The sequence below is a fragment of the Streptomyces sp. NPDC001204 genome (assembly GCF_053598035.1).
Genome location: NZ_JBSFJL010000009.1, coordinates 20,765 through 34,550 on the forward strand (window position 1 = coordinate 20,765; position 13,786 = coordinate 34,550).

Annotated in this window: 13 protein-coding genes; 7 read left to right on the forward strand and 6 right to left on the reverse strand. The window is 72.7% G+C overall.

Annotated features, from left to right (window positions below):
• The first annotated feature begins 24 nt into the window (after positions 1-24).
• The gene (locus tag ACWC91_RS14845; RefSeq protein WP_225079286.1) at positions 25-1,389 is read left to right on the forward strand and encodes an NAD(P)/FAD-dependent oxidoreductase; all 1,365 of its coding nucleotides are present in this window, start codon (positions 25-27) and stop codon (positions 1,387-1,389) included.
• Positions 1,390-1,547: 158 nt separating this feature from the next.
• Positions 1,548-3,767: an FUSC family protein gene (locus ACWC91_RS14850; RefSeq protein ID WP_263638517.1), complete on the forward strand. Its 2,220-nt coding sequence runs from the start codon at positions 1,548-1,550 to the stop codon at positions 3,765-3,767.
• Between the two features lie 28 nt (positions 3,768-3,795).
• Here the strand turns inward: ACWC91_RS14850 and ACWC91_RS14855 are convergent, their stop codons facing one another.
• Together ACWC91_RS14855 and ACWC91_RS14860 are read right to left on the reverse strand one after the other, a co-directional pair.
• Positions 3,796-4,227: a hypothetical protein gene (locus ACWC91_RS14855; protein WP_141364461.1), complete on the reverse strand. Its 432-nt coding sequence runs from the start codon at positions 4,225-4,227 to the stop codon at positions 3,796-3,798.
• 90 nt (positions 4,228-4,317) lie between these two features.
• Positions 4,318-5,190, reverse strand: a complete 873-nt coding sequence (locus ACWC91_RS14860) for a SigB/SigF/SigG family RNA polymerase sigma factor (RefSeq protein WP_225079284.1) — start codon at positions 5,188-5,190, stop codon at positions 4,318-4,320.
• Positions 5,191-5,428: 238 nt separating this feature from the next.
• Here ACWC91_RS14860 and ACWC91_RS14865 point away from each other — a divergent pair, with 238 nt between their 5' ends.
• Together ACWC91_RS14865 and ACWC91_RS14870 are read left to right on the forward strand one after the other, a co-directional pair.
• Positions 5,429-5,650, forward strand: coding sequence for a 3-deoxy-D-manno-octulosonic acid transferase (locus tag ACWC91_RS14865; RefSeq protein ID WP_225079283.1), 222 nt, complete (start codon positions 5,429-5,431; stop codon positions 5,648-5,650).
• Positions 5,651-6,201: 551 nt separating this feature from the next.
• On the forward strand, positions 6,202-6,654 hold the full coding sequence (locus ACWC91_RS14870; protein WP_141364455.1) for a cyclic nucleotide-binding domain-containing protein: 453 nt from the start codon (positions 6,202-6,204) through the stop codon (positions 6,652-6,654).
• Between the two features lie 18 nt (positions 6,655-6,672).
• Here ACWC91_RS14870 and ACWC91_RS14875 read toward each other — a convergent pair whose 3' ends face one another.
• Both ACWC91_RS14875 and ACWC91_RS14880 read right to left on the reverse strand, forming a co-directional pair.
• Positions 6,673-7,980, reverse strand: a complete 1,308-nt coding sequence (locus tag ACWC91_RS14875; protein ID WP_450642710.1) for an MFS transporter — start codon at positions 7,978-7,980, stop codon at positions 6,673-6,675.
• Positions 7,981-8,019: 39 nt separating this feature from the next.
• The gene (locus ACWC91_RS14880) at positions 8,020-8,775 is read right to left on the reverse strand and encodes a TetR/AcrR family transcriptional regulator (RefSeq protein ID WP_225079281.1); all 756 of its coding nucleotides are present in this window, start codon (positions 8,773-8,775) and stop codon (positions 8,020-8,022) included.
• A gap of 107 nt (positions 8,776-8,882) precedes the next feature.
• On the opposite strand from ACWC91_RS14880, the gene ACWC91_RS14885 reads away from it, so the two are divergent.
• Both ACWC91_RS14885 and ACWC91_RS14890 read left to right on the forward strand, forming a co-directional pair.
• Positions 8,883-10,100 carry a saccharopine dehydrogenase family protein gene (locus tag ACWC91_RS14885; RefSeq protein WP_225079280.1) on the forward strand — a complete coding sequence of 406 codons (1,218 nt, stop codon included), beginning with the start codon at positions 8,883-8,885 and terminating at the stop codon, positions 10,098-10,100.
• Positions 10,101-10,218: 118 nt separating this feature from the next.
• The gene (locus ACWC91_RS14890; protein ID WP_450642709.1) at positions 10,219-10,572 is read left to right on the forward strand and encodes a DUF488 domain-containing protein; all 354 of its coding nucleotides are present in this window, start codon (positions 10,219-10,221) and stop codon (positions 10,570-10,572) included.
• 45 nt (positions 10,573-10,617) lie between these two features.
• Here ACWC91_RS14890 and ACWC91_RS14895 read toward each other — a convergent pair whose 3' ends face one another.
• Together ACWC91_RS14895 and ACWC91_RS14900 are read right to left on the reverse strand one after the other, a co-directional pair.
• Positions 10,618-12,291 carry an FAD-binding dehydrogenase gene (locus ACWC91_RS14895; RefSeq protein ID WP_450642708.1) on the reverse strand — a complete coding sequence of 558 codons (1,674 nt, stop codon included), beginning with the start codon at positions 12,289-12,291 and terminating at the stop codon, positions 10,618-10,620.
• A gap of 72 nt (positions 12,292-12,363) precedes the next feature.
• Positions 12,364-12,996 (reverse strand): TetR/AcrR family transcriptional regulator, encoded by a 633-nt coding sequence (locus tag ACWC91_RS14900; RefSeq protein WP_225079277.1) that lies wholly within the window; start codon positions 12,994-12,996, stop codon positions 12,364-12,366.
• Between the two features lie 319 nt (positions 12,997-13,315).
• Between ACWC91_RS14900 and ACWC91_RS14905 the strand changes: the two genes are divergently transcribed.
• A complete protein-coding gene (locus tag ACWC91_RS14905; protein WP_225079276.1) occupies positions 13,316-13,639 on the forward strand; it encodes a plasmid stabilization protein in 324 nt (107 codons plus the stop codon).
• Positions 13,640-13,786: the final 147 nt, after the last annotated feature.

Consider the following 13,786-nt stretch of genomic DNA (forward strand, 5'->3'; position numbering starts at 1 on the left):
GCCCCGCAGAAGGGATGAAACATCGTGACACGACCCAGGATCCTGGTGGTCGGCGCAGGCTTCGCCGGTGTGGCGTGCGTCCGCCGCCTGGAGCGCAGGCTCTCCCCCGGCGAGGCGGACATCACCCTGGTGACGCCGCAGTCCTACCAGCTGTATCTCCCGCTGCTGCCCCAGGTCGCCTCCGGGGTGCTGACACCCCAGTCGGTCGCCATCTCCCTGCGCCGCAGCAGGAAGTACCGCACCCGGATCATCCCGGGCGGCGCCGTCGGCGTGGACCTGAGGGCCAAGGTGTGCGTCGTCCGCACGCTCACCGACCGCGTCGTCGACGAGCCGTACGACTACCTGGTACTGGCCCCCGGCAGCGTCACCCGGACGTTCGACATCCCGGGGCTCCTGGACCACGCCTTCGGCATGAAGACGCTGGCGGAGGCCGCCTACATCCGCGACCACGTCATCACCCAGCTGGACCTCGCCGACGCCAGCGAGGACCCGGCCGAGCGCGCCTCGCGGCTCCAGTTCGTGGTGGTCGGCGGCGGGTACGCCGGCACCGAGACCGCGGCGTGCCTGCAACGGCTGACGCACGCCGCCGTCAAGCGCTACCCGCGCCTGAACCCGGCGCTGATCAAGTGGCACCTGATCGACATCGCGCCGAAGCTGATGCCGGAGCTGGGCGCAAAGCTGGGCCGCAGCGCTCAGGAGATACTGGGCCGCCGGGGCGTCGAGATCTCGCTCGGGGTGTCCATCGCCAAGGCCGGGCCGGAGGAGGTCACCTTCACCGACGGCCGGGTGGTGCCGACCCGCACCCTGATCTGGACCGCGGGCGTGGTGGCCAGCCCGCTCATCGCGACCCTCGGCGCGGAGACGGTCAGGGGCCGGCTCGCGGTGACCGCCGAGATGTGCCTGCCCGGCCACGACGGGGTGTTCGCCCTCGGGGACTCCGCCGCCGTACCCGACCTGGCCAAGGGCGACGGCGCGGTGTGCCCGCCGACCGCGCAGCACGCCACACGGCAGGGCCGGCGGGTCGCGGAGAACGTCATCGCGACGCTGCGCGGGCAGCCCCTGCGGCCGTACGAGCACAAGGACCTCGGTCTCGTCGTCGACCTCGGCGGCGCGGACGCGGTCTCCAAGCCCCTCGGCGTGGAACTGCGCGGCGTCCCGGCCCAGGCCGTGGCCCGCGGCTACCACCTCGGGGCGCTGCGCACCAACGTCGCCAAGACCAGGGTCGCGACCAACTGGCTGCTGAACGCGGTCGCCGGGGACGATTTCGTCCGCACCGGATTCCAGGCCCGCAAGCCCGCCAAACTGAAGGACTTCGAGTACACCGACGCGTACATGACGCCCGAGCAGGTGCGGGAGCACGTCGAGCGGGCCCGCCCCCGGCAGGTGTGACACCCCGCGGCACTTCTCCCGCCGGTACGGCCGGGGCCGCGAAGGGCGGTCCGGCCGTGACATGCCATGCTGGTCGGGCGGATCATGACGGGAGACGGGGACGGGAAACGGGAGGGTGCGGCGGCGTGGGAGCAGCACAGAGGCCGGTCCGGTCGGGGCTGCGTGATCGCTTCACGGCGTCCGATCCCGGCCTGCTGCGGCTGGCCGCCGGATCGCGGACGGCGGGCTCGATCGCGCTGACGCTGGCCGTACTCGGCGTGCTGCGCGTGCCCGTGACGCTCCTGGTGGCCGGGGCGATCGCGTCGATGGCGGCCACCTTCGCCATCCGCGAGAAGCAGCGCTCGCAGCAGGCGGTCACGCTCGCCCTCGGCCTTCCGGTGGCGCTGGCGTCCGTCTCGCTCGGCGCGCTGCTCAACCCGCTCGTGGTGGCCGGGGACGTCTTCTTCGTCGTCCTGATCTTCTGCGCCGTCTACAGCCGCCGTTTCGGCGACCGGGGCAACGCGCTCGGCCTGATCGGCTTCCAGCTCTACTTCATGTCCCTGTTCGTCGGCGCCACCTCGTCGGCGCTGCCCGGGCTCTACGTCGTCATCGCGGTCGCGTTCGCCTCCAGCGCGCTCGTCCGGTTCGTGATCGTGTACGAGACGCCGGCGGGCGTGCTGCAACGCCTGCGCGAGGCGTTCCGGGTGCGTCTGGCGCAGCTGGTGACCGCCCAGCTTGAGCTGCTGGACGCCGGTCCGGACGAGGTGGAGAAGGTCCTGGAGGCGGTGCGGGAGGGCACGGCCCGGCTGCACGAGACGGCGATGATGATCCAGTCCCGGCTGGCGGAGGGCACCTCCGACGAGGCCGTGGCCCGGCTGGTGCAGCGGCGGATCGCGGACGCCGAGATCGCCGCCGAGCGGCTGGGGCTGCTCCTGCTGAACGCCCGCAGCGCGGAGCGGACCGACACGCTCACCCTCCACCTGCCCGGCGCGTCGGTCCCGTCCAGCGGCCGGCTGCCGGTGCGGGACGAGGCGACCGAGACACTGCGCCGCGATCTGCGGGCGCTGGCGATGCTGGTGCTGCGGCCCGTCGGGGAGGGCGGCGGGACGGCGCTGGCGCACGTACGCAACCGGCTCCTCGGCTACCGCGAGGAGGAGAACCTGCCGCCCGCCTCGCCCGCCGTGCAGGACGTCTTCCGCGGGATCGGCGAGACCGCGCGGGCCGTGTTGGGCCTGCGGATCGCGCTGGACGGCCCGCAGGACGAGTCCGACGACGCGCCCGCGACGGTCCGCTCCCGGGAGGAGCTGGACGCGGAGAACGCCGCCATCGAGGGCGTCGAGGAGGCCGAGCGGGAGGAGCAGGCCCCGACCGGGTGGCGGCGGCCCACCACGCGGGCGGCCGTGCAGGTCGCGGTGGGCTCGTCGCTGGCCATCGTCGGCGGCGAGTTCCTTTCCAGCCAGCGCTGGTACTGGGCGGTGCTGACCTGCTGGATCGTCTTCATCAACACGTCGTCCACGGGCGAGATCCTGGTCAAGGGCTACCGCCGTCTGGTGGGCACGGTGCTCGGCGTCGTGGCCGGCATCGTGCTGGCGGGGCTGGTCGGGCCGCACACGTGGACGGCGCTGGCCCTGGTGCTGCTGTTCATTTTCGCGATGTTCTACACGGCCCCGCTGTCGTACACGCTGATGTCCTTCTTCGTCACCGCGGCGCTGGGACTGCTGTACACGCTGCTGCACAGGTACAGCGCGGCCGTGCTCGTGCTGCGTGTGGAGGAGACGGCGCTGGGGGCGGCCTGCGGGATCATCGCGGCCGCGCTGGTGCTGCCGGTGCACACCGACCGCCGTACGAACGAACTGCTCGGCAAGGCGCTGGAGCGGCTGACGGACGTCACGACCGCCGCCGTCGAGCAGCTCAGCGGCGGCCCGGCGGTCGATCTGCTCGACCGAGCGCGCGAACTGGACCAGGCGCTGGGCGATCTGCGGGCGGCCACGCAGCCGCTGACGCATCCGATCACGCCACTGCGGGCGCGGCGGAACACCGTCCAGTACGTCGTGGCGCTGCTGGAGACCTGTGCTTACCACGCGCGGTCGCTGGCGGCGACCGCCGAGCTGCTGCCCACTCATCCGTCGATAGCCGCGGATCCCCGGCTGCGCCAGGCCTGTGCCCGGATCACCCACAACATCGAGACGATCCGCGGGCACGTGGCCGACGAGCCCACCTCCGCCGAGGTCGAACGGGGTCCGAGCATCGCCTCGCTGCTGGAGGCGGGCGGGACGCCCGGCGTCCCGCGGTACGGACGCATCACCGACCGGGTGCTGCGGCATCTCCAGCGCCTGGACGAGGCGGTGGTCGGCCTCGCCCGCCCGCTGGACGTCCCGGTGTCGAAACCGGCGCCGTGACGGGCCGGGGTCCGGCCCGCCCCGCCGCTCAGAAGTCGGTGGGCATGTCGCTGGCCTCGGCGATGCCCCGCAGCTCCTCGGTCTCCCGGTGCCGGTCGCGGATGTAGTCGGCGATCTCGGTCAGGCGCGCCGGATCGGCGGCGGTCGCCGCGTCGGTGACGACCCTGACCGGGCCGGTCTCCTCGATGTCGAGGACGACCAGCTCGTTGTCCAGCCGTCCGGTCACCGCGGTGGCGATGACCAGGGCGGCCTCGTCCCGTATCTCCTGGGGGAGGCCCTGCGCCTGGGCGCCCTCCAGCGGGAAGTCGGCGGAGGGCACGCCGCGTTCGTCGATGGCCCGCAGGACCGGGTCGACGACGTCGAGCAGCAGCTCGTACTCCTCCTCGGGCATCCGGACGCGCAGCAGGTCGAGATACACCTCCACGGCCCGGCCGTCGGGCGGAAGCTCGTCTTCGTTCATTGGCTCCGTGTTCCCCGCGTGCGCCCGCTCAGACGCGGAACGCGCGATCGGCGGCGGGGGCCGGCGGCACGAGCCGGGGAGGGCGGTCCCTCACGTCGTGGGTTCCGTCGCCGGTCCCGGTCCGTCACCGGCGCGGTTCGCCCGTTCCGACAGCACCTCGTCGCGCACGCGCGCGCAGCTGCGGCTGATGAGCCGGGAGACGTGCATCTGGGAGATGCCGAGCCGGTCCGCGATACGGCTCTGTGTCATGTCCTCAAAAAAGCGCATGTAGAGGATGGCGCGTTCGCGTTCGGGCAGCCGGCGCAGCCCTTCCTTGGCCGACTCCCGGTCGACGACGGTGTCGTAGGAGGAGTCCGACGCGCCGAGGCTGTCGGCGAGGCTGTAGCCGTCGCCGCCGGCCGACAGTTCGGCGTCCAGGGACAGGGTGCTGAAGCTGTCGATCGCCTCCATCCCCGCGTTGACCTCCTCCTCCGTCAGCCCGGCGTGCGCGGCGATCGCCGCGACCGAGGGTTCGGGGCTGCCGGGGTTCTGGGTGAGTTCGCGGCGCGCGACCCGTACCTTGTTGCGCAGTTCCTGGACGCGGCGGGGCACCCGAAGCGCCCACATCCGGTCCCGGAAGTGCCGCTTGACCTCTCCGGTGATGGTCGGCACGGCGTAGCTCTCGAAGGCGCCGCGATCCGGGTCGAACCGGTCGATCGCCTTGACCAGCCCGAGTGCCGCCACCTGCCGCAGGTCCTCGATGGACTCGCCGCGGTCGCGGAAGCGGCCGGCGATGCGGTGGGCCATGGGCAGCCACGCGCTGACGAGTTCGTCGCGCACGGCCTCCCGTTCCGGGCCGTCCTCCGCGGCGGCGAGGCGCTGGAAGAGGGCGGCGGTGTCGGGGGCGTCGTCGTGCGGCCGGCGGGCGGGAGCCGCCTGGTCCGCGGGAGCGTCGGGGCGGCTTGTCGATATGTCGATGAGCATGCGGTATGGCTCCTGAACGGTGTTTCAGGGACTGACCGCGGAAGGAGTGGTGCCGTCCGGTCCGCCTGGAGACCTCCCGGAGCAGCAGGAACAGCTTCCGCTGACGCGCCTCCGGTCCGAAGCACGAGGTTCCGTCTGCCCGGCGGGGGGAGCGACAAACTCCGCTTCGCGCAGTTCTTCTCCGTAACGGCCGATTCGAGCCGCCATCGCGACGCGCGGGAGCGGGTAGGTGGAGGACATGACCGATGTGGTGCACTCGGACGAACTGCTGCGGCGCATCCAGCGTGCGAGGGCGTGCGCGGTGCAGGAGGAGCGCCGGTGGCAGGACCGCCGCGACATCCTCGGGGCGACCGATCCGGACGCCTCGCGCGAGGCGGCCGTACGCGTCCTGACCTACGAGGCCGTCCTGCGGGTGCTGGACGAGATCCTGGCTCCGGGCCGGCACACCGAGCGGGACTGACGGCTGGAGTGAGTCCGCTCACGTGACCCGGTTCCGGCTGCGCGGAACCGCCCAAGATGGTTTACGGTTCATCCATACGCGGCGACGGGGTCGACTCGAAACGTCCCCCGACACCGCCATATACGGCCCTGGCTGGCCTCCCCCGTCCAGCCAGGGCTTTTTCACGCCCTCGCCCGGAGACCGGCGAAGAATCCCGGTTCCGGCCACCCGAGCCGGGTACTGGCAGTTCTCGTGACGCGCGCTCCGCTCTCCGGACCGGGGTGCTCGCCGTGTACGCGGTCCGCCGGGCGACGGAGGGAGACCGGGCCGACCCACCGGGCATGCCGGTGATCGTCAGCGCCGTGGGCGGCCTCGCCGGTCTCGGCCCGCCGGCCCGGCGGCGTTTCGTGGCCGCCCCGGGGCCGCCGCCCTGGCGGTCGCGGCGATCCTGTGGACGTGTGGCGGAAGAAGATGAGAAGTCGCCCCCGCCGAGGTGCCCTGGGAACCCGCAACGGCTGAAATGGGGAGGAGGCACATGCGCGGAACCCATCGCCGGCGAGGAGCTTCGGGTCATGACCAAAGCGATAAAACTGCTGACCGCCCTCCCCCAGAAACAACGCGAGCGCCTGATGGAGGTCGCGCGGGAGGTCTCCTTCCCCGAGGACACGAGGATCTTCGAGGCGGGGGGCACGGCCGACCGCTTCTGGGTCATCCGCTCCGGCGCCGTGCACCTGGACCAGCAGGTGACGCCCACCCGCAAGGTGACGGTGGCGTCCCTCGGCGCGGGCGACCTGCTCGGCTGGTCCTGGCTGTTCCCGCCGTACCAGTGGGACTTCGGGGCGGAGGCGTACAGCCAGGTCCGCGCCTACGAGTTCGACGCCTCGGCGGTGCTGGCGCTGTCCGTGGAGGATCCGCTGCTCGGGCTGTCGCTGGTGCGGACCGTCGCCGAGATCCTCGCCCACCGGCTGGAGCTGACCCGGGGCAAGCTCCTGGAGCAGTACACCATCCCCCGGCGCTCCCACTGAGCCGACGGATCCGGTGGCTCAGATCCGGTAGCGGCGCAGCGCCGGGACGGCCGCCGCCAGGCCCAGCATCAGGGCGACCACCAGCAGGCCGCCGCCGGCCACCGCCTCGCGCGGGCCGAAGGCCGAGCCGGCCGTGCCGTGCATGACGTCCGCCAGCCGCGGGCCGCCCGCGACGACGACGGTGAAGACGCCCTGCATACGGCCGCGCATCTCGTCGGTGGCGGCGGACAGCAGGATGGCGCCGCGGAACACCATGGAGACCATGTCGGCGACTCCGGCGGCCGCCAGGAACACCACCGCGAACCACAGGCTTCGGCTCAGCCCGAACCCGGTGACGGCCGCCCCCCAGGCGGTGACCGCGCCGATCACCATCCAGCCGTGCCGGCGCGCCCGGGAGAAGGTGCCGGAGAACAGCCCGCCGACCACCGCGCCGACCGGGATGGCCGCGAACAGCAGGCCGAGCGCGAGTCCCTCGCCGTAGGGGGCGTACGTCTCGGCGGCGAGCTGCGGGAACAGGGCGCGGGGCATCCCGAAGACCATGGCGATGATGTCGGCGAGGAACGACAGCAGCAGCACCTTGTGCCCGGAGATGTAGCGGAACCCGTCGGCTATCTCCCGCACCCCCGCGCGGCGTACGGCGGACCCGGCCAGCGGCGGCAGCGCGGGCAGGCGCAGCACCGCCCACACGGTGACGCACAGGGCCACGGCGTCGATGAGGTACAGCTCGGGCAGCCCGATGACGGGGATGAGCGCGCCGGCCAGCAGCGGTCCGGCCACCAGACCGGTCTGCATGACGGTCGACCCCAGGGCGTTGGCGGCGGGCAGTTCCTCGGCCGGGACCAGCCGGGCGATGGAGGCGTTGCGGGCCGGGGAGTTCAGCCCGAAGAAGGCCTGCTGCACGGCGAGCAGCACCATCAGCACCACGACCGAGTCGAACCGGGCGACGGCCTGCAACCAGAACAGCACCAAGGTGACGGCGATACCGCTGTTGGTGATCAGCAGCAGTTTGCGGCGGTCCATCGTGTCGGCGACCGCGCCGCCCCACAGCGCGAACACCACCATCGGGACCAGGCCGGCAAGGCTGGCGTAGCCGACCCAGGCCGAGGAGCCGGTGATGTCGTAGATCTGCTTGGGCACGGCGACGGCGGTGAGCTGGCTGCCGACCGCGGTGACGATGGTCGAGGACCACAGCCGTCGGAAGGCGGGGCGGCGCAGCGGCCGGGTGTCCATGGCCCAGCGGCGCCAGCCACGCCGGCCGGCCCTGGACGGGCCGGGGGCGTCACCGTGCGGTGGCGTGCTGCTGTCGGTGCTCTCGCTGGTGTCCACGGGCTTCCTGGTTGCTCGTTACATCTATCGGTGCGGTGTTCAGTGTCGCAGCACCGGCCGGGCTCGCGGACCGCCCGGATCCGGACCGCTGCCGCGTACGCGCTCCAGCTGGACCGCCGCGCTGTCGAGCAGCATGTCCAGGGCGGTCGGGTAGGCGCTGGTGACCATGCGGGTGGCGAGCAGGCGCGCCGCCTCGGCGATGCGCGGATGCGTGGTGGCGGGCAGCCGGGCGTAGGTCGAGTGCCACATCTCCTCGTCGGCGCGCAGGGCGGCGCTCGGCAGGGCAAGGGAGGCGGCGTCGAGCGCGGCGAAGGCGAGGGTCTGGTCGACGAAGGCGTGGTAGATCCGCACCGTGTCGGGCAGCGGGAAGCCGGCCCGCCGCAGCACGCCCAAGACAGCCTCGTCAGCGGCCAGTTCGTTGGCCCGACCGGAGACGCGGTTGGCGGTCACCACCGCGGCCTGCGGATGCGCGACGTACGCGGAGTGGATGCGCAGGCCCACCTCGCGCAGGTCGGCGCGCCACCGCCCGGTCGGTTCCCAGCCGGCCAGCGCCCGGCCGATGAGCGCGTCGCCGATCGCCAGGGTGAGGTCGTCCATGCCGCGGAAGTAGCGGTAGAGGGTGCTCGGGTCGCAGTCGAGCGCCAGGCCGAGGCGGCGGGCGGTCAGTCCCGTGCTGCCGTGCTCCCGCAGCAGGCGCAGTGCGGTGTCGACGATGAGTGTCTCGGACAGCACGGTGCCGCTCCGGGTGGGGCGGCGCCGCCGTCGCTTCTCCTCGGGGACCACCGGTTTGGGCATCCCGACCTCCTCGGACTCCTCGCAGGCTTATGCCAACGCCATTGACCTTACGCGGTGCGCGGCGTTGTATCGACGGTCAGGACAGAGACCGAGAGGGAGTTCTGGTCATGCGTGTACTGCTCGTGGGCGCCGGCGGTGTGGGTACCGCCATCACTCGGATCGCCGCCCGTCGTCCGTTCCTCGAGTCGGTGGTCGTCGCTGACTACGACCGCGGGCGGGCCGAGTCCGCCGTGGCGGCCGTCGGCGACGACGGCCGGTTCGTCGCCGAGCGCGTCGACGCCAGCGACGAGGCGGCGGTGGCGGACCTGCTCGCCCGGCACCGCTGCGACGTGCTGCTGAACGCGACCGACCCACGCTTCGTGATGCCGCTGTTCCGCGCGGCCCGCACGGCCGGCGCCGGCTACCTCGACATGGCGATGTCCCTGTCCCGGCCGCACCCGGAGCGGCCGTACGAGGAGTGCGGGGTCAGACTGGGCGACGAGCAGTTCGCGCAGGCGGAGGACTGGGAGAAGGCCGGCGCGCTCGCGCTGGTCGGCATGGGGGTGGAGCCGGGCCTGTCCGACGTGTTCGCGCGGTACGCCGCCGACGAACTCTTCGACGAGATCGAGGAGATCGGCGTCCGCGACGGCGCGAACCTGACCGTCGACGGCTACGACTTCGCGCCGTCCTTCAGCATCTGGACCACCATCGAGGAGTGCCTGAACCCGCCGGTGGTGTACGAGGCCGGGCGCGGCTGGTTCACCACCGAGCCGTTCAGCGAGCCGGAGGTGTTCGACTTCCCCGAGGGCATCGGCGAGGTCGAGTGCGTGAACGTGGAGCACGAGGAGGTGCTGCTGGTCCCGCGCTGGGTGGACGCGCGGCGGGTGACCTTCAAGTACGGTCTGGGCCGCGAGTTCATCGACACCCTCAAGACGCTGCACCTGCTGGGTCTGGACCGCACCGGCCCGGTCACCGTCCCGGGCCCGGACGGGCCGGTCGCCGTCTCGCCCCGGGACGTCGTCGCCGCCTGCCTGCCCGACCCGGCGACCCTGGGCGAGCGGATGCGCGGGAAGACCTGCGCGGGCACCTGGGTACGCGGTACCCGGGACGGCGCGCCGCGCGAGGTGTACCTGTACCACGTGGTCGACAACGAGTGGTCCATGGCCGAGTACGGGTGCCAGGCGGTGGTGTGGCAGACGGCGGTCAATCCCGTGGTCGCCCTGGAACTGCTGGCCACCGGCGCCTGGTCCGGAGCGGGTGTCCTGGGCCCCGAGGCGTTCCCGGCCCGCCCCTTCCTGGACCTGCTGACGGAGTACGGCTCCCCGTGGGGCATGCGCGAGCAGTGACCGGGTCCGGCCCGTTCAGGTCATGTCGGGTCTCCTCGCGCGCGAGGTGCGGCCGGCTCCCGGCCGCACCGCAGTACGCTCCGCTCCGGAACCGCCCGCACCCGAGAAAGGCCCCACCGTGAGCGTCCGCGTGCGTCGCATCTACGATCCGCCCGAGCCCGACGACGGCGTGCGGGTCCTGGTCGACCGGCTCTGGCCGCGCGGGGTCTCCAAGGAGGACGCGCACATCGACGAGTGGCCGAAGGCCATGACGCCGTCCGCCGAGCTGCGCCACTGGTACCACGGCGGCGAAGGGTCCTACGAGGAGTTCCAGCGCCGTTACGAGGCCGAGCTGGCCGAGCCGGAGGCGGCCGAACTGCTCGACCACATCCGGAAGTTGGCCCGCCGGGGTCCGGTGACCCTGCTGACCGCCTCCAAGGTGCCGGAGCAGAGCCACGCCTCGGTGGTGGCGGGACTGCTCAAGGGGAAGTGAGCCCGCCCGCCCCCGCGTCGCACGGGGGGCGGGCGGCGAGTCCGCTCAGGCGATCTGCCGTGCGGCGGCCCGCCCGGCCGCGCGCCCTGAGAACAGGCACCCGCCGAGGAAGGTGCCCTCCAGGGCGTTGTAGCCGTGGACGCCGCCGCCGCCGAAGCCGGCGACCTCGCCGGCCGCGTAGAGGCCGTCGATCACCTGCCCGTCGCGGCCGAGGGCGCGCGAGTCCAGGTCGGTCTGGATGCCGCCGAGCGTCTTGCGGGTCAGGATGTGCAGCTTGACGGCGATCAGCGGGCCGGCCGCCGGGTCCAGAACGCGGTGCGGGGCGGCCACCCGGCCGAGGCGGTCGCCGATGTAGCGACGGGCGTTGTGGATGCCCTGGATCTGGGTGTCCTTGCTGTAGGGGTTGGCGATCTGGAGGTCGCGGGCCTCGATCCGGCGCCGCACTTCGGCGGCGTCGAGGAGGGGCTTGTCGGTCGACTGGTTCATCTTCTCGACCAGTTGCTCCAGGGTGTCGGCGATCAGGAAGTCCTCGCCGTGCCGCAGGAAGTCCCGTACGGGTCCGGGTGCCCCCTTGCCGAGCAGCCGGTCGCGCAGCACCGCCTTGCGGTCCTTGGCCGTGATGTCGGGGTTCTGCTCGGAGCCCGACAGGGCGAACTCCTTCTCGACGATCCTGCGGGTCAGCACGAACCAGGAGTGGTCGTACCCGGCGATGTCCTCGGTGGTGCGCAGGTGTCTGAGGGTGCTGAGCGTGTCGTAGCCGGGCAGGCAGGGGTCGGGCAGCCGGCGGCCGAGGGCGTCCAGCCATATTGAGGACGGGCCGGGCAGGATGCGGATGCCGTGGCCGGGCCAGATCGGGTTCCAGTTCCGCAGGCCCTCGGTGTAGTGCCACATGCGGTCCCGGTTGACGAGCCGTACGCCGGCCTCGGCGCTGATGTCCAGCATCCGGCCGTCGACGTACGCCGGGACGCCGGTGACCATCCGCGACGGCGGGGTGCCGAGGCGCTCGGGCCAGTAGCGGCGGACGAGGTCGTGGCCGGCGCCGATGCCGCCGGTGGTGAGGACGACGGCCTGCGCGGTGAGTTCGAAGGCGCCGGTCTCCTCGCGGTTGGAGGCGACGCCGCGGGGCGCGTCGTCCGCGGCGAGGACCGCGCCCCGCACTCCGCGCGCCGCGCCGTCCTGGACGACGAGTTCATCGACCCGGTGGCGGTGGTGGAAGGTGAGCAGGCCGTCGCGCGCGGCCTGGAGGGCGTACGCGGCGAAGGGTTCCACGACGCCCGTGCCGGTGCCCCAGGCGATGTGGAAGCGGGGTACGGAGTTGCCGTGGCCGTCGGCGCGCAGATCGCCGCGCTCGGCCCAGCCGACCGTGGGCAGCAGCGTGATGCCGTGCCCTTCCAGCCAGGAGCGCTTCTCCCCCGCGGCGAACTCGACGTAGGCGCGCGCCCAGCGCACCGCCCAGGAGTCCTCGTCGTCCAGCCGGTCGAACCGCGCGCTGCCCTGCCAGTCGTTCCAGGCCAGCTCGAAGGAGTCCTTGACGCCGAGCCTGCGCTGCTGCGGGGTGTCGACGAGGAACAGCCCGCCGAAGGACCAGTACGCCTGCCCGCCGAGGTTGGCGGCGTTCTCCTGGTCGACGAGGGCGACCCTGCGGCCCCGGCTGGTCAGTTCGTGCGCGGCGACCAGGCCCGCGAGGCCCGCTCCGACGACGATGACGTCGGCGTCCATGGCGACCGTCCCCTTCCTCGGTTTCCGAGGTTTTCTTGGATCTCTTGGATCTCTTGGTGCTCTTGCTTTCCGTCAGTCTTCTTGTGATGCGCGTGCGGTGCCGCCGTCGGTGAGCAGCGCGGTGAGCAGCTGTCCGAGCCAGGCGCGGGCGCCCTCGACGTCCTTGTCCAGCAGCAGTCGGGTGGTGACCCCGTCGTACGCGGCGACGACCGCGTGCGCGGCGCCGTCGGCGTCGCCGAGGACGGCGGGCAGGGGGGTGCGGGCGCGGGCGAGCCGGTCGGCGACGGCCCGGCGCAGCAGCGCGCGGTGCTCCAGCAGCGTCCGCGCCACGGCCGCGTCGCGGGCGGCGTGCGCCAGGAAGTCCGTCTTGACCAGGAGCCAGTCCAGGTCCAGCAGCAGCACGTCGGTGACCCGGTCGACGGCGGCGGGCACGTCGAGGTCCGGACCGTCGAGGGCGAGCGCCCCGGTCACCTGGTCGGCGATCAGCTCGGCCCGCTCCCGGTACAGGGCGAAGAACAGCTCGTCGAGGGTGTCGAAGTTGGAGTAGAAGGCGCCCCTGCTGTAGCCGGCGGCCTCGCAGACCTCCTCGATCGACACCCGGCCGAAACCCTTGGCGGCGAACACCGTGAAGGCGGCGTCGAGCAGGTTGGCCCGCGTCCGCTGCCGACGCCTGGTGACGCGCCTTTCCGTGCCCTCGACCGCCATGCCGGACCTCCGTTCGATACGCGAATGTATCCGATACACCGTTGTATCGAAAGGGTCATGGAGGCACCTCCGGCGCCGGTGCCGGGAGGGTGCGAGGTTTCACCGTGGCGCCCGCGGTCAGTCGGGCCCGTGAGCCGTGCTCACGTCACGGCGGCGACGCCCGGACCCACAGCGTCCAGCAGCGGGCCGCGCGCGGCGTCGGGGCTCCCGCGGACGGTGCGTGACGCGCGACATCGGCCGTAACCCGCCTCGGTGCCGGGTTCGCGACACGGATGCGGGGCACCCGAGCCCCCCGAGCACAGGACAGGAGTGTGTGACCATGCCCCGCGGATCGAGCCCCAAGCGGGAACGACAGTACGAACACATCAAGGACAGCGCGCTGGAACGCGGTGAGAAGGAGGAACGCGCCGAGGAGATCGCCGCGCGGACCGTGAACAAGGAACGCGCCCGGCACGGGGAGTCGAGGACCGCCAGCCGGACCTCGGTCGAGGACATGTCCTCCTCCCGCCGCGGCGGGCAGCGTTCCCACAGCGGCGCCCAGGGTCCCACCTACGACCAGCTGTACAACGAGGCCAGGCAGCGCGGCATCCACGGCCGCTCGAAGATGAACAAGGCGCAGCTCGAAGACGCCCTCGGACGCTAGGAGCCCGCGATCATGGTCTCTGCCGCCGATCCGCCCGTCCCCCATGACCCGCCGGCGCCGCCCGGCACGCCCGTACCGCCGCCCGAGCCGCCCGCACCGCCCCGTCCCGCCGAGCCCGGCCCGGAGCCCGCACCGCCCGAGCCCGGT

What these genes read in the sequence shown, in the direction of transcription:
- ACWC91_RS14860 (WP_225079284.1), bottom strand. Translation starts at nt 5,190, where the DNA reads ATGCTCATCGACATATCGACAAGCCGCCCCGACGCTCCCGCGGACCAG.
- ACWC91_RS14905 (WP_225079276.1), top strand. Translation starts at nt 13,316, where the DNA reads ATGCCCCGCGGATCGAGCCCCAAGCGGGAACGACAGTACGAACACATC.
- ACWC91_RS14865 (WP_225079283.1), top strand. Translation starts at nt 5,429, where the DNA reads ATGACCGATGTGGTGCACTCGGACGAACTGCTGCGGCGCATCCAGCGT.
- ACWC91_RS14880 (WP_225079281.1), bottom strand. Translation starts at nt 8,775, where the DNA reads ATGCCCAAACCGGTGGTCCCCGAGGAGAAGCGACGGCGGCGCCGCCCC.
- ACWC91_RS14900 (WP_225079277.1), bottom strand. Translation starts at nt 12,996, where the DNA reads ATGGCGGTCGAGGGCACGGAAAGGCGCGTCACCAGGCGTCGGCAGCGG.
- ACWC91_RS14870 (WP_141364455.1), top strand. Translation starts at nt 6,202, where the DNA reads ATGACCAAAGCGATAAAACTGCTGACCGCCCTCCCCCAGAAACAACGC.
- ACWC91_RS14895 (WP_450642708.1), bottom strand. Translation starts at nt 12,291, where the DNA reads ATGGACGCCGACGTCATCGTCGTCGGAGCGGGCCTCGCGGGCCTGGTC.
- ACWC91_RS14855 (WP_141364461.1), bottom strand. Translation starts at nt 4,227, where the DNA reads ATGAACGAAGACGAGCTTCCGCCCGACGGCCGGGCCGTGGAGGTGTAT.
- ACWC91_RS14885 (WP_225079280.1), top strand. Translation starts at nt 8,883, where the DNA reads ATGCGTGTACTGCTCGTGGGCGCCGGCGGTGTGGGTACCGCCATCACT.